Source organism: Paraburkholderia sp. HC6.4b (assembly GCF_014200875.1).
Taxonomy (GTDB): Bacteria; Pseudomonadota; Gammaproteobacteria; order Burkholderiales; family Burkholderiaceae; genus Paraburkholderia; species Paraburkholderia tuberum.
Genome location: NZ_JACHDC010000002.1, coordinates 383466 through 404046 on the forward strand (window position 1 = coordinate 383466; position 20581 = coordinate 404046).

Here is a 20581-nt window from a genome sequence, read left to right on the forward strand (position 1 = left end):
GCCCAACGGCGTTGACCTTTTTCAGCGTAGCCCTAACCCGCCTGACCCGCCTCGTCGGCCTTCGGCGCCTGAGCATGCCGCTGGTGTTCGGCGGCCAGAAACATGTACATCGCCGGCACGACGAACAACGTGAACAGCGTGCCGATCGACATCCCGGTGAAGATCACGAGCCCCATTGCGTTGCGGCCCGCCGCGCCCGCGCCCGACGCGATCACGAGCGGCACCACACCGAGCACCATCGCCGCGGTCGTCATCAGGATCGGGCGCAGCCGCACGCCCGCCGCTTCCTCGACCGCTTCGCGCTTCGCGCGGCCCGCGCGCTGCAATTCGTTCGCGAACTGCACGATCAGAATGCCGTGCTTGCTGACGAGCCCCATCAGCGTGACGAGGCCGACCTGCGTGTAGATGTTCAGCGTCGTCAGGCCGATGTTGATGAAGATCAGCGCGCCGAACAGCGCCATCGGCACCGAGATCAGGATCACGATCGGATCACGGAAACTTTCAAATTGCGCCGCGAGCGCGAGGAACACGATGATCGTCGCGAGCAGCAGTGTGATGACGAAGCCGCCCGACTCCTGCACGAACTGGCGCGACTCTCCCGAGTAATCGGCTGAATAGCCGGCCGGCGCGACCTGCGCGGTCGCCTTGCGCAGAAAATCGAGCACCTGGCCTTGCGATACGCCCGGCACGATCACGCCGGAGATCGTCGCCGAGTTCAACTGCTGGAAGTGGTTGATCGATTCGGGCACGACGCTGTGCCGCAGATGCGCGATCGTCGACGCCGGAATCACGTTGCCGTCCGGCGTACGCAGATAGTAGTCGAGCACTTGCGACGGATTGAGCCGGTCGATCTGCAACACCTGCGGAATCACCTTGTACGAGCGTCCCGCAATCGAGAAGTAGTTGACGTAGCCGCCGCCCAGCGCCGACCCGAGCGCCTGTCCGACGTCGCTTTGCGACAGCCCGAGCGAGGCCACCTTGTCGCGATCGACGACGAGCGTCACTTCCGGCTTGTCGATTTTCAGGTCGCTATCGACGAAGAAGAACATGCCGCTCTCGCGCGCTTTTTCCAGCACTGCTTGCGACACCTCGTTGAGGTTTTCGAACGGCTCGGTCGTGCTGATCACGAACTGCACCGGCAAGCCCTGCGCGCCCGGCAGCGGCGGAAACTGGAACGCCGCGACGCGCGCGCCCGCGATCTGATTCCACTTCTGCTGCAACTCCTGCTGCAGCACGGTCGCGTTCTTGCCGCGCTGATCCCAGGTCTTGAACAGCACGCCGCCGATGCCCCGGTTGACAGTCGGCGAGCCCGTGAGCTGGAACATCTGCGAATATTCGGGCAGTGTCTTCGAAGCATCGAACACCTGGTCCGCGTAGGTCTGCATCTGCTGGATCGTCGCGTTGGGCGGCCCGATGATCTGCGAGAGCACGATGCCCTGGTCTTCCTGCGGCGCGAGTTCCGACTTCGAGGTCATGAACAGATACACCGTGCCGCACAGCAGTAGCGCGCCCATGATCACGAACACGGGCCAGGTATCGAGCGTCGCATGCAACAGGCGGCCGTAGCCGCGATGCACGCGCTCGAACTGGCGGTCGACGAAACGCGCGAAGCGGCCCGACTCCTGCGCGGCGCGGAAGAAGCGCGAGCACATCATCGGCGACAGCGTGAGTGCGATTACGCCCGATACCGTCACCGCGCCCGCGAGCGTGAACGCGAATTCGGTGAAGAGCGCGCCCGTCAGCCCGCCCTGGAAGCCGATCGGCGCGTACACGGCGATCAGCACGACGGTCATCGCGACGATCGGGCCGCCCAGTTCGCGAGCGGCGATCAGCGCGGCGTCGAACGGTGTCCTGCCTTCGTGCTTCATGTGCCGATCGACGTTCTCGACGACGATGATCGCGTCGTCCACGACGAGCCCGATCGCGAGCACGAGTGCCAGCAGCGTGAGCAGATTGATCGAATAGCCGAGCACCTGCATCACGAAGAACGTGCCGATCAGCGACAACGGCATCGCGATCAACGGCACGATCACCGCGCGGAAGCTGCCGAGAAACAGGAAGATCACGACGGTCACGATCACGAGCGCTTCGACGAGCGTTTTGATCACTTCCCTGATCGCGGTGTTGACGAAGTCGGTCGCGTCATAAACGATGTCGCCCGTCATGCCGGTCGGAAACTGCTTCTGCAGATCGGGAAACACGGTTTTCACGCGCTTGGCTACGTCGAGAATGTTCGCGTCCGGCGCGACCTTGATGCCGATGAACACCGACCGCTTGCCGCTGAACGCGACGTTGAAGTCGTAGCTGTCGGCGCCGAGCACGACGTTCGCGACATCCTCGAGACGCACGATCGAGCCGTTCTTCTGCTTGACGACGAGCTGCTTGAAGTCGTCGACGGTATGCAGGTCCGTGCCCGCTTCCAGGTCGACGCTGACCATTTGCCCCTTCGTCGTGCCGAGCGTGGCGAGATAGTTGTTGTTGCCGAGCGCGGTGTACACGTCGCTCGCGCTCACGCCGTGCGCGGCGAGCCGCGCCGAGTCGAGCCACGCGCGCATCGCGAACTGCCGGCCGCCCAGCACTTCCGCGGTCTGCACGCCCTGGATCGAATCGAGCTTGGGCTTGACCACGCGCAGCAGGTAATCGGTGACGTTGTTGCTCGGCAGCACGCTGCTGTAGAAGCCCATGTACATCGCGTCGGTGGTCTGCCCGGTCTGCACCGTCAGCACCGGCTGCTGCGCCTGCGGCGGCAACTGGTTGCGCACCGAGCCGATCTGCGTGTTGATCTCGGTCAGCGCGCGGTTCGCATCGTAGTTCAGACGTAGCGTCGCGATGATCGTCGACACGCCCGTGATGCTCGTCGACGACATGTAGTCGATGCCCTGTGCCTGCGCGATCGCCGCTTCGAGCGGCTGCGTGATGAAGCCGGCGATGGTGTCCGAGTTCGCGCCATAGTAGGCCGTCGTGATCGTGACGACCGCGTTCTCGGTCTGCGGATACTGGCTGACCTTCAGCACCGCGAGCGCGCGCAACCCGAGCACGAGGATCAGCAGGCTCACGACCGAGGCGAGTACCGGCCGGCGAATGAAGATGTCCGTGAACATGATCGGGCGGCCTCGCTTATTGTTCCTGCGGCGTCGGATTCGGACTGTCCGACGGCTTCACGCGGTTGTCGATGATCAGCGGCGTGCCGTTCTTGAGCTTGATCTGGCCGCTCGTCACGACCTGCGTGCCGTCGTCGATGCCCTTCAGAATCGCCACCTGGTCGCCGCGCGTCGGCCCCGGCGTTACGAACACCTGCTGCGCGACGGGCAGCGTCTTGCCCTGCGCGTTGGGCTGCGTGCCGGGCTTCACGACGAACACGGTCGCGCCGTACGGGTTGTAGGTGATCGCCGTTTGCGGCAGGGTCAGGTAGCGCTGTTCGGCGCCCGAGTCGATCTTCACGTTCGCGTACATGCCGGGCAGCAGCTTGCGCTCGCGATTGTCGACGCTCGCCTCGATCTGTACGTTGCGCGTCGCGCTGTCGATTTTCGGGTTCACCGACTGGATCTTGCCGGTGAAGGTTTTCCCGCTGTACGCGTTGGTGTCGACGCTGACGGTCGCGCCGATCGCGAGCTGGCCGAGCTGTTGTTGCGGTACCGAGAAGTCGGCGTAGATCGGATCGATGGCTTGCAGCGTGACGATCGCGTCGCCGGGATTCAGGTATTGCCCCGGATTGATCGTCGTGATGCCGAGGCGCCCCGCGAACGGCGCGCGAATCGTCTTCTTGTCGACGAGCGCCTGCTGTTGCGCGACCTGCGCCTTCTTGCCCTTGAGGTCGGCCGCATCGGCGTCGAGCTGCGCCTTCGCGATCGCCTTGATGTCGTACTGCGCGCGGTCGCGCTCGTAGACCGTCTGCGCGAGTTGGGCCGCGGCCTGCAGCGATTGCAGCAGTGCGACGTCGCTGTCGGCGTTGAGTCGCACGAGGATCTGTCCGGCTTTCGCTTCCTGTCCCGACACGAACGCGACCTCGCGCACGAGGCCGGCGACTTCGGTCGTCACGTCTACGCCGCGCACCGCGCGCAGGCTGCCGACCGCCGCGAGCTGCGGCTGCCACGACTGATAGTGGACCACCACCGCCGAGACCGTGGCGGGCGGCGCGGTGTTGGCCGTCATGAACTTCGCGAACATGTGCGCGCGGAACAGGTTGAAGCCGACCAGCGCGGCGAGCAGCAGGCCGACGCTGATCAACATGATCACCATCCGCTTTGTCATCGGTTTTCTTTCGGCCATCGTGATGTCCTTGCTCGGCTTGGGGCGAGGGCTGGGGTTGCGTCAGGGCACGGTCAATGTGGCGTTGTGGCGGTTGCCGTCGTTGCTGATGGCGACGACGTGTTCGACGCGCTCGCCGACGCGGCGGCCGGCGCAGCCGCGGACTCGGGCGCGGCGGCATTCCACCAGCCGCCGCCGAGCGCCTGGAACAGCGCCGCCGTATCGGCGTAACGCGCGGCCTGTGCCTGCGCGAGACTCACGACCGTTTGCTGATACTGGCGTTGCGCGTCGAGCAGCGCGAGGTAGCTGACACCGCCGACGTGATACTGTCCGCGCGTCAGTTCGAGCGAATCGCTCGCGGCGCGCGACGCGTCGGTCTGCGCCTTGAGGCCGGTTGCGTCGTGTTCGAGCGCGCGCAGCGTGTCCGCAACGTTCTGGAACGCGAGCAGCACCGTCTCGCGGTATTGCGCGCCGGCCTGCTCGTAGGCGGCCTCGGCCGCGCGCTTCTGCGCGCTCAGCTGGCCGCCGTGAAAGACCGGTTGCAGCAAGCCCGCGCCGATGCTCCAGATCGTGCTGCCGGCCCTGAGCACCTGCGCGGGCGTCAACGCTTCGGCGCCGTAGCTCGCGGACAGCGTGATCTGCGGATACATCGCCGCGGTCGCGACGCCGACCTGCGCGCTCGCCTGATGCAGCGTGGCGTCGGCGGCAAGGATGTCGGGGCGCTGGTGCACCAGCGACGACGGCAGGCTCACGGGCAGCGTGTCGGGCAGCGAGAACATGTCGAGCGTGAAGTCGGGCACCGAGGTATCGCTCGGCAGCTTGCCGGCGAGTACCGCAAGCTGATGGCGCGCCTGATCGAGCTGCTGTTGCAGCGGCGGCAGCGTCGCGCGGGTCTGCGCGAGCAGCGTTTCCTGCGCGAGCACGGCCGTGCGGCTCACGCCGCCGAGTGAGAATTGCTGGTCGAGCACGTTCAGCTGCTGCTCTTCCTCGGTAGCGATCCGCTCGGTCGCGTCGATCTGCGCGCGCACCGACGCTTCCTTGACCGCCGCGGTCACGATGTTGGCCGATATCGTGAGATAGGCGGCCTGCAGCTGGAAGCGCTGATAGTCGATCTGCGCATGCAGCGCTTCGAGTTCGCGCCGCGCGCCGCCGAACACGTCCAGCTTGTACGAGACGTTGACCGACGCGTTGTAGAGATTGAATTCCTCGACGAGGCCGGGCTCGCCGAACGCGATGCCGTTGATCTTTTCGCGCGTGGCGCTCAGTTGCGCGTCGACGCTCGGCAGCAAGGTGCCGCCGGCTTGCGCCGTGTAATTCTCGCGAGCCTGTCGCAACGCCGCCTGCGCGGCGGCCATGTTCGGACTGTTGGCGATCGCCTCGCGGATCAGCGCGTCGAGCGGCTCGCAATGAAACAGCGTCCACCACGCGGCGGGAATGTCCTGGGCCGGCGCGAAACGCTGCGGCAGGCCTGCGGGGCCGGGCGCGGAGGCGGTCTGGTCGGGCAGCGGCGTGGTGGTGAAGGTGTCGGTGGCCGGCGCGGGCGGCGCGTGGTAGTCGGGGCCGACCATGCAGCCGGCCAGCGCGACGCAGCTGCACAGCGCAACGTAGAGGCGCCGCCAGACAATACGCTGACTCAAGTCGATCATCGATCTACCTTGTATCGCCAATGGCGGGTGGACCGGACGAAGATGTTCAGGGCACCCGAACGTTCTTGGAGTTGTCTTGCCGACGCTGGAATTTACCATGCACGGCGCGAACCGCGCTTGGCCTCGCGTTCGCTGGCGGACGAAGGTGGATACGAGATCACGTAGGAGGGCGGTGATGGCAGGCGGTGCTGCCGCTGTCTGCCACGCCCGGAGCGGTATTCACGACAATTTCACGGATTCGGGCACGCGGTTGGCTCGGCATCGCGCTTGGCGAACTGGTCGAGCTGTTGCCTGGTTATCGATCGTCTGGTTTTACCGGGCCTCGTCCGCCGCTCGGCGCTGCGCGATCAGATCGGCGAGCCGCTCGACCTGCTGCCCTTGCGCATCGAAATTGCCGGCGTCGAGCCAGCGCTCATAGCACGAGCGCAATGCCGGCCACTCGCTGTCGATGATCGAAAACCACGCCGTGTCGCGATTGCGCTCGCGATAGACGATCGCCTGCCGGAAGATCCCCTCGAACGTAAATCCATAGCGCAACGCGGCCTTGCGCGACGGCTCGTTCAGCGAATCGCATTTCCATTCGAAGCGCCGATAACCGAGCTTGTCGAACACTTCGCCTAGCAGCAGGTACATCGCATCGGTCGCGATGCGCGTGCGCTTGAGCCGCGGCGAATACGTGACGTGGCCGACTTCGATCACGCCGTTGGCCGGATCGATCCGCATCAGCGAGAGCGTGCCGACCGGCTTGCCCGTCGCCAGGTCGATGACCGCGTAGTGCAGCGGATCTTTCGATGCCGCCATCTGCGTCAGACGCTCACGATAGGCCGCGAGACTGTCGAACGGGCCGACCGCCAGATAGGTCCAGTCGCGGCCGTCGGTGGCCGAGCCGTACGCGTCGAAGAGGTCGGCCGCGTGGCGCTCGACGTCGACTGCTTCGAGCCGGCAATAGCGGCCGCTCAGCGGCTCGCGGCCCGGCGGCTGCGCGCCGTGCCAGCCGGGCAGGGGTGCGCCGATTGGCTGGCCGTAGGCGTTACGTGTGGGTTCCATGTCTGTTCTCCCGTCGATGAATGAGCGATGCCGGAGGATGCCGATGCGTGTCGATGCAGGAACGATACGGCAAACGTGGTATGTTCAAAAGATCCACGACATACTTATTCGATAGATCCAGCCACCATGATCGAAATCATCGGACCGCTCGTCCATGCGGACGACGCGTTCGCCGCGCGCGGCGCCAGCGGGGCCAAGCGGCCCGCGCCGCTGCAAAAGCAACTGATCGAACGTCTGCAGCAGGCGATTCTCGCCGGTCGTCTGCCGGCCGGGTCGCTGCTACCGTCGTCGCGGCTGCTCGCCGCCGAAATGGGCGTGTCGCGTAACACGGTCGTGATCGCTTACGAGCATCTCGCCGCGGTCGGCTACGTCATCGCCGATCGCCAGGGCACGCGCGTGAGCCCGCTGTCGAGCCCCGCCGCGCGCGGCGAGCGGGCGGCGGCGTCGGCCGCGCCGGAGGTCGTATATGCGGCGCGCGTCGAGCAGTTCGCGGCGTCGCACAATCACGCCGACAACGGGTACGCGCTGACCCCCGGCACGCCCGCGCTCGACCGTTTCCCGCTTGCCGCGTGGCGGCGCGCGCTCGAACGTGCGATGGAGCGCGCACTACCACGCGCGCTCGGCTACGGCACGCCGGCCGGCGAGCCCGCGCTGCGCGACGCGATCGCCGCGCATCTGCGGATGGCGCGCGGCGTGCGCTGCGATGGCTCGCAGGTCGTGATCACCGAGGGCGCGCAGGAGGCGCTGAACCTGTGCGTGCGACTGCTGACCAATCCCGGCGATATCGCATGGATCGAGGACCCCGGCTATCGCGGCGCGAAGGCCGCTTTCAACGCGGGCGACTTGCGCATGCTGCCGATTCCCGTCGACGCCGAAGGCATGGCCGTGCCGGCCGACGCGTGGCACACGCATCCGCCGAAACTGATCTACACGTCTCCCGCGCATCAGTATCCGACCGGCGCGGTGCTGTCGGTGGCGCGGCGGCTTGCGCTGATTGCCGAGGCGCGGCGCTGCGGCGCATGGCTGATCGAGGACGATTACGACGGCGAGGTGCGTCACACCGGCGAGCCGATCGCGAGCATGCAGGGGCTCGTCGACGCGGCGCCCGTGCTGTACGTCGGCTCGTTCAGCAAGACGATGTTTCCGGCGCTGCGCATCGGCTTCGTCGTGCTGCCTCGCGCGATCGCCGCGCACGCCGCTGTTGCGCTGCAAGAGATGCTGCGCGGCGGGCATCGGCTGGAGCAGCTGGCGCTCGCGCATTTCATCGAAAGCGGCGAATTCGGGCGGCATCTCGGGCGGATGCGGCGGCTGTACCGCGAGCGGCAGCAGGCGCTGCGCGACGCGCTGGCCGAGCATTTTCCGGCGGCGACGATTCTTGGCGGCGATTGCGGCATGCATCTGACGCTGCGGCTGCCGGCGTCGCTCGACGATCGCGCGCTCACGGCGCGGGCGCAGGCGTTGGGGTTGAGTCCGCGCGCGCTGTCGGGGTTTTCGATCGGGGCGTCGGAGCAGACGAACGGGCTCGTGATCGGGTATGGCAATACCGAGGCGGAGCGCTTGGGACCCGCGGTGAAAGCGCTGGCGGAGGTGGTGCGGGAGATGGAGGGCGAGGCGCGACCGGCTGCGAAGCGCGCGTCAAAACGGGGCGGAAAAACCGTCGTCCGGTCCCGCAAAAAACCCACCCCGCCACGCCGCCCGCCCGCCACTCCGGGCATGTAAGTTTTACGTTTGTCCGCCTGGCCCATGTCGCGCTATCGTGTCGTATGCGCGGCGACTTCGCAGTTCCGACGTGCTGGTTTGCCCGCATGTGCCGCGGTTGCCCGTCCCGTCGCGCGGCGGGTGTGGCGCCGGCGATGGGCACGAACAATGCGTTCAGTGTGGTTATCGATGACGATCTATCCGACCGGAGACGACATGAAGGAAATCGAACCGACCCCGTGGTTTGACCTTGCCATCCATACGCCCGTACGCGAAGGCTGGTACGAAGTGCAGTTGGCGAGCGGGGACACGGCGTTTGCGAAATTTGGCGACGGCGTGTGGACCGAAAAGCCGTTGCTCGTATTCACGCACTGGCGCGGCCTGTGCGCCGATCCCTCGAAAGCCGCGGACGGCGCGGCCGAGTCGGTCGGCGCCGAAGCCACCGCGGCGCAAGGCGTGCGCGCCGCCTGGAACGCGTTCTTCCCGGGACTCGGCGAAGAGCAGCACAAGCCGCTCAATGCGGTGCCGAACGGCAAGGCGCCGCATTGAGGGTCCCTTGAAATTCGTTTGAAGTCCGGTCGGGTGGCGGCTTGTGGGCCGCCGCCCGGCAACTCGATTCGGCCGCCATCCGCGCGTGGTTCGAATCGCTCTCGTATCGCTCGGCCCTGCGCCGCACCGCATTTGTCCCGCCCGCTACAATCAGCGTCATCCTTTCGACGCCATCACGATGCTATGAACGCCACCCGAGAAACCGTGGAATTGTCGCGCGCGACTCAACTGCTCAATCACGGACCCGTCACGCTGATCACGAGCGCACACGATGGTCGATCGAACGTGATGGCCGCGTCATGGGCGATGCCGCTCGACTTCAATCCGCCGAAGGTGGTGGTGGTCGTGGATAGCCGCACGCTGACGCGTCGCCTGATCGAAGCGAGCGGCGTGTTCGGGCTGCAGTTGCCGAGCCGCGGTTTCGCCGCGCAAACGCTCGCGGTCGGCACGCACGCGAGCGTCGAACTCGACAACGACGATCCCGACCTGCGCACATGCCATTACGTGGCCGGCGGTACCTTCTTCGCGACGGGCGATGCATTCGAGTTGGTGCCCGTCGCGGCGTCCGCGCAGTGACCGGGCTTAGGTGCTCCGTTCGGTTTCGCCTTCGGCGAATGCTTTGAGCGCGTCGCCGGCGAGACGATAACGTACCCATTCGCTTTGCGGATTCGCGCCGATCGACTTGTAGAAGCCGATGGCCGGCTCGTTCCAGTCGAGCACGCTCCATTCGAATCGGCCGCAGCCCGTTTCGCAGGCGATTTGCGCGAGATGGCGCAGCATCTGTTTGCCCGCGCCGCTGCCACGCGATGCGGGCGATACGTACAGGTCTTCCAGATAAAGCCCCTGTTTGCCGAGCCACGTCGAATACGAAAAGAAGTACACGCAAAAACCGACTGGCTCGCCGTTCATTTCGCAGATCAGTGCTTTCGCGGGCGCGCCCTCGGAAAACAGGCTCTTCTCGATGTCTTCGACGCCGGCGACGACTTCGTGCTCGGCTTTTTCGTAGATCGCGAGTTCGGCGATGAAGCGCAGGATCAGGGGGGCGTCGGAAGCGGTGGCGGGGCGGATGTGGATCGTCAAGGTCTAGTGCTCGGTGAGTTCGGTGATGACTGCCGGCCGGCGGGCGCTAGGCGCCAAATGCGCCGGCTTCGGAACAGACTCACATCGTAGCAAAGAGCCAAAGGCCCCGCCGCGAACGGACGGGGCCTCGGGCGTTTCCTACAGACCGAAGGCGAACAATTTCAGCGGCCCCGGTCCACTCGTCGAGCCAGAGCCCCAGAACACCACGCCGTCCGCAATGGCCGGCCCGGCATTGCATGCACCCCCGCTATTGAATGACCACAGGACTTTTCCATTGGAAGAATCGAGCGCGTACATCGTGCCATTCGTGTAGTCGAGATTGCATCCGAAGACCACGCCATTGGCGACACTGACGGCTGCCTGCGCGCGGCTTCCGAGCGGGTCCGGCGTGGTCCACTTCACTGCGCCGGTCGCGACATCGAGTGCGACGACGCTGCCGCGGAAACTCCACTGCCTGGCAGGCGGAGGGACATAGGCGGCCATCAGTTCTTCGTTCGATGTGGTTCCTACGAAAGCCGTACCGTTCGCGATGACGGCAGACTGCGTGACCATTGAATAGGTGGTTGAATCGACTTGCGTGTGCCAAAGCCGAATCTTATTTGCGGTCTTTAAGCCCGACCGCAATTTGCGTAGTCACCAATGAAAGCGCGGCAACTCCCCTTCAATCGAATGCCCTTCTACATCCCCGCCGGGTTCGTCGGTGAGAGTATGACGGGGTGGTGCGATTCGCGGCTGATTGGATGATTGCCCGGCTTGAGCGCGCGTTCGGACAGGAAGAGAGACCGAAACGGCACTGCCGCGCTTCAACTCTCCGGCAACACCGACTTATCGCGCCGCTTTTTCGGCTTAGGCTCGACACCCACTCGCGGGTCCCGCTCCAGCACGAGTGCCGTCAACTGCTCGACAGTGTCTTCAAACGCAGGATCCTCCTGCGGCACGTAAAGCCATTTCCCAAGCACCGGGTGAGGCTGCAACGCAGGCATATCGGTAATCAGAGCAGCATGGCGTTCCCGCGACGTACAGACGAGCAGCCCATTCCACGGCTTATCGCGATCGGCGGCAACCAGGCACAACAGCCCATCGATATACGCAGCGTCGCTACCAAACATCCGCCGACGCATATACGTCGGATCGCGTTCGAACGCGTCGAAGATCCACAGGAGCGAATTGCTGATCGAAGAGGGCATCGGCGGACAATCTCAGGAAGCGCGGGTGAACGATAAGTTTACGTAAATTCTCCAGGCTCGGCAGCAAGCCAATTGAAGATCGAGCAAGTCCGGCTAGGTAAGATGTGTCCAACCTCGGCGACCATATCGGAACTCGCACGATCCAGACCATGTTAGCTCACACAGACGCCACCGCTGCCTACACGAAGCGCTTCGAAGCCGTTCTCGCCTATATCGATGCAAACCTCGAGGGCGATCTGTCGGTCGACGCGCTAAGCCGCATCGCAAACTTCTCGATGTTCCATTTTCATCGACAGTTTGTCGCGTATGTCGGTGTGCCCGTCGCACGCTACGTGCAGTTGATGCGCTTGCGTCGCGCGGGCCGCCGCCTCGCGTCGCAGGCGTCGTGCCCGGTTCTCGATGCCGCGCTCGACGCCGGCTTCGACAGTCCCGAAGCCTTCAGCCGTGCGTTCAAGCGTGCGTTCGGCTTGGCGCCGAGCGCGTTTAGACGACATCCAACATGGCAATTCTGGAGTGCGAGTTTTGTTGTTCCCTATGTTTCGAGGAAACTGACCATGCAAGTGAAAATCGTCGATTTTTCGGAGACCCGCGTTGCCGCGCTCGAACATTGTGGTTCGCCCGGACTCGTCAATGAAAGTGCGCGCAAGTTCATCGATTGGCGTATTCAAAGCGGACAATCACCGGTAGCGTCGAGCCGGACCTTCGGCGTCCCGCACGGCAATCCAGACACGGCGCCAGCGGATGAATTCCGTTTCGATATCTGCGGAGAGATCGACGAGCCGGTCGCGCCGAATCTCTATGGCGTGCGCGAGATCGTGATGCAGGGTGGACGGTGCGCGGTGGTTCGGCACACGGGATCGACCGACCACATCGGCGAGACGATCTACCCGGTCTATCGCGACTGGTTGCCTTCGAGTGGGGAAGAGTTGCGGGACCATCCGCTGTTTTTCCACTACCTCAGCGTCTATCCTGAGACGCCGCTGGATCAGTGGCAGACGGATATCTACATTCCGTTGGTGTGATTGGGATGGGTGTGATGAGCATGTGAGATGCCTGCTAGTGCGAAGCAAGTCGCTCCCAATTCTTCGCGAATGCTCATGTCCGAAGCCGCGGTTCGCTCGAATTTCAATTCGATTTCGGCATCGGTATCAATTGCATTCAGCGAGCATTGCCGATTGCTAATTCGGCAAAAAATGCAATTTCGAAATGTCTCTCTGGAATAAAGCCCCGGTCTCTGCGAATAGTGGTTCGGAGCCGGTTTTTCTCGACCCGGCCGCCCAGCCACAACAATAGCCGCAAAGCCGGTTTTCGCTGCACGTACCTCGCGTCCTCACGGGAACCACGCAATACCTCAAATGTCAAAGATGTCACCCTTCCATTTTGGGGAGATATCAAATGGCTGCCACGCAATCAGGGGCGGTGCCCCTCTCGGAGGAGGAGGCTCGGCGCCAGTTGCGCCGTGCTGTCATCGCCAGCACGATTGGTACCACAATCGAATGGTATGACTTCTTCCTGTACAGCATTGTCACGGGTCTTGTATTCGCGAAACTGTTTTTTCCTCAGTCGGACCCGCTCGTCGGCACACTCCAGGCTTTTCTGATTTACGCTGTCGGCTTTATCGCGCGGCCGGTGGGCGCGGCGATTTTCGGCCACTATGGCGATCGTATCGGACGTAAAGCCACGTTAATCGTGACGCTATTGCTGATGGGCCTCGCGACGTTTGCCGTGGGCTTTGTTCCAACCTATGCGACGATCGGTATCTGGGGGGCAATCCTGCTCACGGCGCTGCGCTTCATTCAAGGTGTGGGCGTTGGAGGCGAGTGGGGCGGTTCGGTGTTGATGTCGATGGAGTGGGCACGTACCAACAAGCATCGCGGTTTCATCGCGTCCTGGCCGCAGTTCGGCGTACCGGCGGGATTGTTCGTCGCGAATCTGGTGGTGCTTGCCATCAGTCAGATCTCCGGCAGCGCATTTCTCACCTGGGGCTGGCGGGTGCCGTTTTTCCTCAGTATCGTGCTGGTCGCGATCGGCCTTTATATCCGCTTGAGTATCCTCGAGACGCCTATCTTCGCGAAGCTGCTCGCTGAGCGCAGAATCGAAAAGGCGCCGATGCGTGAAGTATTGCGCCGGCAGCCGAAAGACATTCTTCTGTCGGCTCTTGCGCGTATGGCGGAACAGGCGCCATTCTATATTTTCACGGCCTTTATATTCACCTATGGTGTGATGAGTCTGGGCGTCACACGCGATCTGTTGCTCACGGCAGTGCTGGCCGCTTCGGTGCTGGAATTCTTCACGATTCCGCTGTTTGGTCACGTGTCTGATCTGATCGGACGTCGACGCATGTATGTGATCGGTGCCGCTGCTGTCGGGCTATTCGGCTTCCTGTACTTTTTCATGGTTGGAACCCATAACCCGATATGGATCTTCGCGGCCATCGTACTTTCGCTGGTGCCGCATGCGATGATGTATGGTCCCCAAGCCGCGTTGATCGCCGAATCGTTCACGGGGCGCTTGCGCTACAGCGGTGCGTCGATGGGCTATCAGTTGGCTTCCGTCATCGCTGGCGGTCCGGCTCCGTTGATTGCGACGGCGCTTTATGCTTACTTCCATTCGGGATTTGCGGTGGCGTGGTATGTCTTCGCGTGCGCGGTGATTAGCGTGGCCGCCGCCATGCGATTGGGCGATTACACGAATAAGGACATTTCGCGGGAATACGACGACGTGCATGCATTGCATGACAGCAGACATGCCACTCCGTGAACGATCAGGCGGATGGCCGGCCACAACGGCCATCCACAACGGCCATCCGCCAAATCGACCATCAACTTTTCAGCGGCAACCAGACTTCGACTCCACCCATCCCCGTCACCGGGTCGAACTGCTCGCCATACCGTTCGAAATGCGGCGCATCGGCAGGCACGTGCCCTGACGCGGGCAACCACTGATTCCAGATCGTATTCATCGTGCGACGAATGCCTGAGATGTGCTCGCGATGAGCGAACACCGCATACCGTTGCGCGGCGATGCGCACACGACTTAACTCTGGCGGCAATGCGGAAAAATCGCTGACTTCGACGCCGCACATGTAGTCGAAGTTACCCAGTTCATCGGCGTTATAGCCCACGCCATAAGCCACCTTGCCGACCTGTCCCGGCACCCTGCCGTACCAGGCGCCAAAGCGATGCCATTGGGAGGGGATCGCCTTGCTGCTGTCGCACGTATAGCGCTCGCTCAGTCCAGCGACGAGAAACGCTCGCGCGTCTTCGAAGCGCGGCGGGTCCAGATGGGTGAGCAGGGTTTCGTCCATTTTGATCGGCTCCACGATGGTCAGGTTGTCGAGATGACCCCGCGCGCGCAGCGCGTCGGGCGTGAGCCCGAACTGTTCGCGAAACGCGCGCGTGAATGCTTCGTGAGAGCCGTAGCCGGCGTCGAGAGCGACCGCGAGGATGTCGGGCGCACCATCGGCCAGACGTCGTGCGGCCTCGCTCAAACGCCGTGCGCGAACGTAGCGCATCACCGGCATCCCGGTGGCCGCTTCGAACGCGCGCGCGAGGTGAAAGCGCGATACGCAGCCACAGCGGGCGATGTCGTCGAGCGTCAACTCGCCGGCGAAGTGGCTTTCGATATACCAAAGCGCTTTTCCAACCGGGTTCATCTCGGCTCTCATGTCAGCATGAAGCCAGCATAGTCAGCGGCGAACTCACGCATTTGATCGCGCTTGCGGTTTTGCGGTCGCGGCGGAGGGCCGAGACGATTCCGCCGCGTCACCATGCACGCCCGCGGCGCCACCCGCCTGCCCCGGCCTCAGCAACAGCCCACCCAGCACGCCGGCCGCCGCCGCAAAAACCGCCCCAAACAGAAACGCGACGTGATACCCGCTGTTCAGCGCAGCCGCCGCACTCGACGACGCCTGCATCGCCTCGCTACGCGCGGCGGCAAGACTCGCGAGCACCGCAAGCCCGAGCGCCCCGCCCATCATGAACGATGTATTGACGATGCCCGACGCGAGGCCCGAATCGGCGGGATCGACGTCGCTCATCGCGGCGAGCAGCAGCGGATTGAAGGCGATGCCCGCGCCAAAGCCGAGCAGCAACATGCCGGGCAACACGTCGGGTACGAAGCTGCCGTCGACGGGCGCGCGCGCGAACAGCGCAAGCCCGCATGCCGCGATCAGCAGGCCGGCCGCGAGCGGACGACGCAGCCCGAAGCGCATCACCACGCGCGCCGACAATCCCAGCGAAAAGAGTCCCATGATCAGGTTCGCGGGCAGAAACGCGAGTCCCACCTGCAATGGCCGATAGCCGAGCACGCGCTGCAGATACAGCGCCGAAATAAAGAACCACGCGAACATCGCCGCCGCCCACAACACGCCGACCAGGTTTGCGGTCGCGACATTGCGCAAACGCAGCAGAGCGAGCGGCATCAACGGGTGTTCGATTCTCGCCTCGATTGCGAGGAACACGGCAAGCAGCGCGAGCCCGACGAACAGCAGGCCGAGCGTTTGCGCCGAAGTCCAGCCCGCTTCGTTGCCGTTGACGATCGCATAGACCGCCAGCATCAGCGATGCGGTCACGCTGAGCGCCCCGGCCACGTCGAGCCGTTCGCCGTGCGCGTGGCCGCGCGCGGCGGGCAGTAGCGCGAGGCACAGCGCGTACACCGCAATGCCGATCGGCAGATTGACCAGGAAGATCCAGTGCCAGCTCAGCAGGTTGGTGAGCAGTCCGCCGAGCAGCACGCCGATGCTGCCGCCGCCCGCGCAGACAAAGCCATACACGCCCATCGCCTTCGCGCGTTCGCCGGCTTCGGTGAACAGATTCATGATCAGCGACAACGATACCGCCGAGACGATCGCACCGCCCAGGCCCTGCACGGCGCGCGCGGCGACCAGCAGCACCTGCGAATTCGCGAGGCCGCAGGCGAGCGAAGCGAGCGTGAAGAGGGTAATGCCGCTGAGAAACAGCTTGCGGTGTCCGTACAGATCGCCAAGCCGTCCGCCGAGCAGCAGACAGCCGCCGAACGTCAGCATGTAGGCGTTGACGACCCACACGAGCGAAGTTTCGCTAAAGCCGAGATCGGCTGCGATGGACGGCAGCGCGACGTTCACGATGGTCGTGTCGAGCACGATCATCAGTACGCCGAGGCAGAGCACGATTAGCGCGAGCCAGCGTTGCTTGCCGTGGAGGGAATGGGTCATGCGGACGCCCCTTTACGCGGATTCGGTCGATCACCGACGATGGGTTTTCGAGTCTAGCACCCGCACATTTAGCGTCCAACTACGAAATCCTGGGCGGCGGCGTTGCGCGAAGCCGCGCGCGGTGGCGGCTTCGAACGGGAAGGAAGGCCGTACCAGGGTTGCAGAAATCTCAGGTATCTACGTTTATATTAAGGATAGTTACGACTTCACCGACAAGCTTGGCGAGGCGTCGCAATATCTTGGCCATTGGAGCAAAAACGGGGTGATCGTTCTGGCGTACAACGGCGCGATGTCATATCTGAACGAACCGCGATTGTATTTTTCCTATCCCGTTGCACTGGGGAATCCGAAGGTCAGGGGCAACGTGTACTACCCGGTTCACAATAAGGACTTTAGAGAGTGGGCAATAAAACACCAGCGAGGAGGTGACTTCGTGATCTATTCGGATCGAAAGCTTGTTCGAATTGACCCACCGATCAAGGTGTATTTATGAAACCGGGGCGATCGATCGGATGGGGCGCTGTAGTGCTCACAGTCGCGTTTGCCGTGCTTCTCGTCGCGACGCACACCGATCACAGGAATGCGAGCGAATGCATCAAAAGCACGTCAAAAAACGGCCGCTACACTGCAGAGCGGTGCCTGCTCCAATGGAGAGGCGGCAACGACCCGGCTTATCTCGGTCAGGTCTACGACGCCGCGTCAGGCAAACTGCTAGTGCGCAGAACCTTCAGCACACCGGTTCCTGAATTGATTTGGGTGGACGACGAAGGCGTTTCATTTTCCCGCGGCGGCGACGACGCGTCGTTTATAAAGCTGCCGCCGTCATTCTATGACCGCATGATCGCCAGATTTTCGTCGATTGGATGATGAGTTTTTCGGTCTTGCGCGCCGCGATTAATACGCGCTGCCGGCGCGAGTCATTCGGATGATGCACAGCGACGGCAGCACCACTTCCTTAAACCTTCGACTTACCCCCCATCAACCCATTCGACGGCAACGTCTCATCGAGCAACTTCCTCGCACTTTCAATCCCCGCCGCCGGCAAGCCCTCCGGATCGAGCAGCCCGACCTGCACGAGCACCGAAGCCTGATCCCAATAGATATGCTCGTTATAAAGCTTGTCACCGCGGAAGCACACGACGGCGAGCATCGGCACCTCGAAGTACTTGCCGGTCGGCGCGACGCCCGGCAGCAGCCAGTCGATTTCGCAGCTATGCGTGCAGCTGAAAATGAATTCATCGACGACGCGATCCGAGCCGATCGTGCGCGAAATCGGAATCAGCTTCGTGTCGGGCGGATTCGAGTTGACGAAGTGATGCGTGTAAAAGCGCTTCAGATTGTCATGGCCGACGCCGCCAGTCATCGTCGGCACGTGATTGACGTAGGGTTGCGCGACCATCGTCGGCATCACTGCGTCGACGTCGCGTGTCGCGAACTCGTGATAGCAATGCGCTTCCCACAGCGCGTTCAGATCGTAGACCGGACCGAGCACCTTGCGCAGCAGCGCGAGCGTGCGCGAGTACGCCATCATCGCGGCGGGCTTGTCGTACTGTTTGCGCTGCTGCGCGGCGAACGCGTGATCGCAGCCGGGATACACGTATTGCTCGATTTGCGCTCGCGTGCGCAGCGCGGCGCTGATGCGCTCGCGCGTTTCGGGTGGGCAGTGCGCGTCGTTTTCAGGGAAGTGGAACACCATCGGGCAGTTGATTGCCGATACTTCGTCGAGATGCGCTTCGAGGCCCACGCCGTAATAGCTGACGGCGCAATCGACGTCGGTGCGCGCCGCGCTCAGAAACGCGAGCTTGCCGCCGAGGCAGTAGCCGACCACGCCCACCTTGCCGGCCTGCTCGGGCAGTTCGCGCAACGCGGCGACGGTGGCGGCGATGTCCTTGACCGCGACGTCGGCGTCGAACTGACCCAGATAGCCGAGCGCCTCTTTCATGTCGGCGTCGCCGTAGCCAAGCGCAATGCTCGGCTTGATGCGCCAGAACAGATCGGGCACGAGCACGACGTAGCCTTCTTCGGCGTAGCGATCGGCGCTCGCTTTCATCGTGTCGTTGACGCCGAAGATTTCCTGCAGCAGCACGAGCCCTGGGCCCGAGCCCTGCGCGGGCCGCGCGACGTATGCGTTGAAACGGCCGCCATCGTGGGCGACGACTTCGATGAAAGAGCCGGCCATGCAGTCTGCCTCCAGTCTCACGAAAGATAGGGGTTACGTCATCATGCGCAACTCGAAACGTTTGAGCTTGCCGGTTTCGGTGCGCGGCAGCGCGCCGACGAACGTGATGACGCGGGGATATTTATACGGCGCGACGTTATTCTTAACGAAATCCTGCAGCTGCGCGACCAGTTTATCGTCGGCGGTGTAGCCCGGGTTCACCACGACGAAGGCTCGCACGATTTGCCCACGCGTTTCGTCGGGCACGCCGATCACGCCGCATTCGGCCACCGCCTCGTGCTGCATCAGCACGCTTTCCACCTCAGGACCGGAGATGTTGTAGCCGGCCGACACGATCATGTCGTCGGCGCGCGCCTGGTAGAACACGTAGCCGTCCGCGTCGAGATAGACCGAATCGCCCGGCAGGTTCCAGCCGTCGCGCACGAAGCGCGACTGCCGTTCGTCGGCCAGATAGCGGCAGCCGGTGGGGCCGCGCACCGCGAGTTTGCCGATCGTGCCGGGCGGCACGGGTTGCATGTCGTCGTCGACGGCTTGCACGACGTAGCCCGGCACCGCGCGGCCGATCGCGTTCGGCCGGATCTCCGCGCCTTGCGACGAAACGAAGATGTGGATCAGCTCGGTGCCGCCGATACCGTCGATCATGTCGATGCCGGTCGCCTCGCGCCACAGGCGCCGCGTCGAATCGGGCAGCGCCTCGCCGGCCGACACGGTCTTCTGCAGCGACGAAAGGTCATGTTGCGCGACGAGCGGCGCCATCTGCCGATAGAACGTCGGCGCGGTGAACATCACGGTCGCATGAAATCGTTCGACCACCTCGAGCAAGGTCTGCGGCGTCAGCTTTTCGACCAACACCGTCGAGGCACCGACGCGCAGCGGAAAGCACAGCAGCCCGCCGAGCCCGAACGTGAACGCGAGCGGCGGTGTGCCGCAGAAGATGTCGTTCGCGCAAGGCTTCAGCACATGACGCGGGAACAGGTCGCACATCGCGATCATGTCGCGATGGAAATGCATGCAGCCTTTCGGCGCACCGGTCGTGCCGCTCGTGAACGCGATCAGGCAGATGTCGTCCGCGGCGGTGTCGGTGGCGGTGAAGTATTCGGGCTTGTTGACGGCGAGCGTGTCGAGCGAATCGGCGGAGTCGTCGTGAAAGCGGCGGGTCTGTTTCAGCACCGCGCAGTAGAACTCGTCCCGCGGATTCGTGCAGCGCTCGAGTTCCGCGCTCAGGCGCGCGTCGCAAAGCGCGGCGCTGACCTGCGCCTTCTCGATGATCTGCTTGAGCTCCTTCGCGCGCAGCAGCGGCATGGTCGGCACGACGACGAGCCCGGCCTTCAGCGCCGCGAGTGTGGCGACGGCCATCTGCAATGTGTTCGGTCCGCGCAGCAGCACGCGGTTGCCGGGGCGCAAGCCCATTTCATCGACGAGCACATGCGCGCTGCGGTTGACCATCGCGAGCAGTTCGCCGTACGTGGTGGCTTGCGGCTTGCCGTCCACGTCGGACCAGATCGCCGGCCGGTCGCGACGCCCCGCCTCGATGGTCCGCTCCAGCAGTTCGGTCGCGCAGTTCAGCCTCGGCGGATAGGCGACGTCCGGATTGTCGAGCAGCAAGACGGGCCATTGATCCTGCGGCGGAAGATTGTCGCGCGCGAAAGTATCGACGTGTGCTGACGGTTCCATCATGGTCTCCCGAGGCGTTGAGCCGGAAAATGCGCTTCGTTCGGTGTGAAGGGCTTGCCTGTGCGTTCGGTACCTGTAC

Annotated in this window: 18 protein-coding genes; 7 read left to right on the forward strand and 11 right to left on the reverse strand. The window is 63.7% G+C overall.

The window, feature by feature from the left end; translation table 11 throughout:
- Nucleotides 1-32 precede the first annotated feature (32 nt).
- The 4 genes from HDG34_RS04030 to HDG34_RS04045 all read right to left on the reverse strand — a co-directional run bounded on the left by HDG34_RS04030 (nt 33) and on the right by HDG34_RS04045 (nt 6941).
- Nucleotides 33-3101, reverse strand: a complete 3069-nt coding sequence (locus tag HDG34_RS04030; RefSeq protein WP_221309023.1) for an efflux RND transporter permease subunit — start codon at nt 3099-3101, stop codon at nt 33-35.
- A gap of 16 nt (nt 3102-3117) precedes the next feature.
- Entirely contained in the window at nt 3118-4269 is a 1152-nt protein-coding gene (locus HDG34_RS04035; protein ID WP_184057900.1) for an efflux RND transporter periplasmic adaptor subunit, read from the reverse strand.
- A gap of 53 nt (nt 4270-4322) precedes the next feature.
- Entirely contained in the window at nt 4323-5894 is a 1572-nt protein-coding gene (locus HDG34_RS04040) for an efflux transporter outer membrane subunit (RefSeq protein WP_184057902.1), read from the reverse strand.
- 312 nt (nt 5895-6206) lie between these two features.
- Nucleotides 6207-6941, reverse strand: a complete 735-nt coding sequence (locus HDG34_RS04045; protein WP_184057905.1) for a GNAT family N-acetyltransferase — start codon at nt 6939-6941, stop codon at nt 6207-6209.
- Nucleotides 6942-7067: 126 nt separating this feature from the next.
- On the opposite strand from HDG34_RS04045, the gene HDG34_RS04050 reads away from it, so the two are divergent.
- The 3 genes from HDG34_RS04050 to HDG34_RS04060 all read left to right on the forward strand — a co-directional run bounded on the left by HDG34_RS04050 (nt 7068) and on the right by HDG34_RS04060 (nt 9764).
- Nucleotides 7068-8660 (forward strand): PLP-dependent aminotransferase family protein, encoded by a 1593-nt coding sequence (locus tag HDG34_RS04050; protein WP_184057907.1) that lies wholly within the window; start codon nt 7068-7070, stop codon nt 8658-8660.
- Between the two features lie 195 nt (nt 8661-8855).
- On the forward strand, nt 8856-9188 hold the full coding sequence (locus tag HDG34_RS04055) for a hypothetical protein (RefSeq protein ID WP_090810299.1): 333 nt from the start codon (nt 8856-8858) through the stop codon (nt 9186-9188).
- 183 nt (nt 9189-9371) lie between these two features.
- Complete coding sequence (locus HDG34_RS04060) at nt 9372-9764, forward strand: flavin reductase family protein (protein ID WP_184057909.1); 393 nt, start codon at nt 9372-9374, stop codon at nt 9762-9764.
- 6 nt (nt 9765-9770) lie between these two features.
- Here the strand turns inward: HDG34_RS04060 and HDG34_RS04065 are convergent, their stop codons facing one another.
- The 3 genes from HDG34_RS04065 to HDG34_RS04075 form a co-directional block, all read right to left on the reverse strand.
- The gene (locus HDG34_RS04065) at nt 9771-10268 is read right to left on the reverse strand and encodes a GNAT family N-acetyltransferase (protein ID WP_184057911.1); all 498 of its coding nucleotides are present in this window, start codon (nt 10266-10268) and stop codon (nt 9771-9773) included.
- A gap of 138 nt (nt 10269-10406) precedes the next feature.
- Nucleotides 10407-10820, reverse strand: coding sequence for a PQQ-binding-like beta-propeller repeat protein (locus tag HDG34_RS04070; protein WP_184057913.1), 414 nt, complete (start codon nt 10818-10820; stop codon nt 10407-10409).
- A gap of 251 nt (nt 10821-11071) precedes the next feature.
- Nucleotides 11072-11455 (reverse strand): hypothetical protein, encoded by a 384-nt coding sequence (locus tag HDG34_RS04075; RefSeq protein WP_184057915.1) that lies wholly within the window; start codon nt 11453-11455, stop codon nt 11072-11074.
- Between the two features lie 149 nt (nt 11456-11604).
- Between HDG34_RS04075 and HDG34_RS04080 the strand changes: the two genes are divergently transcribed.
- Both HDG34_RS04080 and HDG34_RS04085 read left to right on the forward strand, forming a co-directional pair.
- The gene (locus tag HDG34_RS04080; RefSeq protein ID WP_184057918.1) at nt 11605-12477 is read left to right on the forward strand and encodes a GyrI-like domain-containing protein; all 873 of its coding nucleotides are present in this window, start codon (nt 11605-11607) and stop codon (nt 12475-12477) included.
- Between the two features lie 373 nt (nt 12478-12850).
- Nucleotides 12851-14215, forward strand: coding sequence for an MFS transporter (locus tag HDG34_RS04085; RefSeq protein ID WP_184057920.1), 1365 nt, complete (start codon nt 12851-12853; stop codon nt 14213-14215).
- A 61-nt stretch (nt 14216-14276) separates the two neighbouring features.
- On the opposite strand, the gene HDG34_RS04090 is transcribed toward HDG34_RS04085, so the two are convergent.
- Nucleotides 14277-15110: an AraC family transcriptional regulator gene (locus HDG34_RS04090; protein WP_184057922.1), complete on the reverse strand. Its 834-nt coding sequence runs from the start codon at nt 15108-15110 to the stop codon at nt 14277-14279.
- A gap of 45 nt (nt 15111-15155) precedes the next feature.
- Complete coding sequence (locus HDG34_RS04095; protein ID WP_184030402.1) at nt 15156-16649, reverse strand: DHA2 family efflux MFS transporter permease subunit; 1494 nt, start codon at nt 16647-16649, stop codon at nt 15156-15158.
- 121 nt (nt 16650-16770) lie between these two features.
- Between HDG34_RS04095 and HDG34_RS04100 the strand changes: the two genes are divergently transcribed.
- Together HDG34_RS04100 and HDG34_RS04105 are read left to right on the forward strand one after the other, a co-directional pair.
- Nucleotides 16771-17142, forward strand: coding sequence for a DUF6402 family protein (locus HDG34_RS04100; RefSeq protein WP_184057924.1), 372 nt, complete (start codon nt 16771-16773; stop codon nt 17140-17142).
- Nucleotides 17139-17516 carry a hypothetical protein gene (locus HDG34_RS04105; RefSeq protein WP_184057926.1) on the forward strand — a complete coding sequence of 126 codons (378 nt, stop codon included), beginning with the start codon at nt 17139-17141 and terminating at the stop codon, nt 17514-17516. The genes HDG34_RS04100 and HDG34_RS04105 overlap by 4 nt, the downstream gene beginning before the upstream one ends.
- A gap of 88 nt (nt 17517-17604) precedes the next feature.
- Here HDG34_RS04105 and HDG34_RS04110 read toward each other — a convergent pair whose 3' ends face one another.
- Nucleotides 17605-18828, reverse strand: coding sequence for a dienelactone hydrolase family protein (locus HDG34_RS04110; RefSeq protein WP_184057928.1), 1224 nt, complete (start codon nt 18826-18828; stop codon nt 17605-17607).
- Nucleotides 18829-18861: 33 nt separating this feature from the next.
- The gene (locus HDG34_RS04115) at nt 18862-20502 is read right to left on the reverse strand and encodes an AMP-binding protein (protein ID WP_184057930.1); all 1641 of its coding nucleotides are present in this window, start codon (nt 20500-20502) and stop codon (nt 18862-18864) included.
- Nucleotides 20503-20581 lie beyond the last annotated feature (79 nt).

Coding starts and splice junctions, on each gene's coding strand:
- HDG34_RS04075 (WP_184057915.1), bottom strand. CDS start 11,455: ATGCCCTCTTCGATCAGCAATTCGCTCCTGTGGATCTTCGACGCGTTC.
- HDG34_RS04105 (WP_184057926.1), top strand. CDS start 17,139: ATGAAACCGGGGCGATCGATCGGATGGGGCGCTGTAGTGCTCACAGTC.
- HDG34_RS04035 (WP_184057900.1), bottom strand. CDS start 4,269: ATGGCCGAAAGAAAACCGATGACAAAGCGGATGGTGATCATGTTGATC.
- HDG34_RS04115 (WP_184057930.1), bottom strand. CDS start 20,502: ATGGAACCGTCAGCACACGTCGATACTTTCGCGCGCGACAATCTTCCG.
- HDG34_RS04110 (WP_184057928.1), bottom strand. CDS start 18,828: ATGGCCGGCTCTTTCATCGAAGTCGTCGCCCACGATGGCGGCCGTTTC.
- HDG34_RS04040 (WP_184057902.1), bottom strand. CDS start 5,894: ATGATCGACTTGAGTCAGCGTATTGTCTGGCGGCGCCTCTACGTTGCG.
- HDG34_RS04045 (WP_184057905.1), bottom strand. CDS start 6,941: ATGGAACCCACACGTAACGCCTACGGCCAGCCAATCGGCGCACCCCTG.
- HDG34_RS04085 (WP_184057920.1), top strand. CDS start 12,851: ATGGCTGCCACGCAATCAGGGGCGGTGCCCCTCTCGGAGGAGGAGGCT.
- HDG34_RS04080 (WP_184057918.1), top strand. CDS start 11,605: ATGTTAGCTCACACAGACGCCACCGCTGCCTACACGAAGCGCTTCGAA.
- HDG34_RS04030 (WP_221309023.1), bottom strand. CDS start 3,101: ATGTTCACGGACATCTTCATTCGCCGGCCGGTACTCGCCTCGGTCGTG.
- HDG34_RS04050 (WP_184057907.1), top strand. CDS start 7,068: ATGATCGAAATCATCGGACCGCTCGTCCATGCGGACGACGCGTTCGCC.
- HDG34_RS04060 (WP_184057909.1), top strand. CDS start 9,372: ATGAACGCCACCCGAGAAACCGTGGAATTGTCGCGCGCGACTCAACTG.
- HDG34_RS04055 (WP_090810299.1), top strand. CDS start 8,856: ATGAAGGAAATCGAACCGACCCCGTGGTTTGACCTTGCCATCCATACG.
- HDG34_RS04070 (WP_184057913.1), bottom strand. CDS start 10,820: ATGGTCACGCAGTCTGCCGTCATCGCGAACGGTACGGCTTTCGTAGGA.
- HDG34_RS04090 (WP_184057922.1), bottom strand. CDS start 15,110: ATGAACCCGGTTGGAAAAGCGCTTTGGTATATCGAAAGCCACTTCGCC.
- HDG34_RS04095 (WP_184030402.1), bottom strand. CDS start 16,649: ATGACCCATTCCCTCCACGGCAAGCAACGCTGGCTCGCGCTAATCGTG.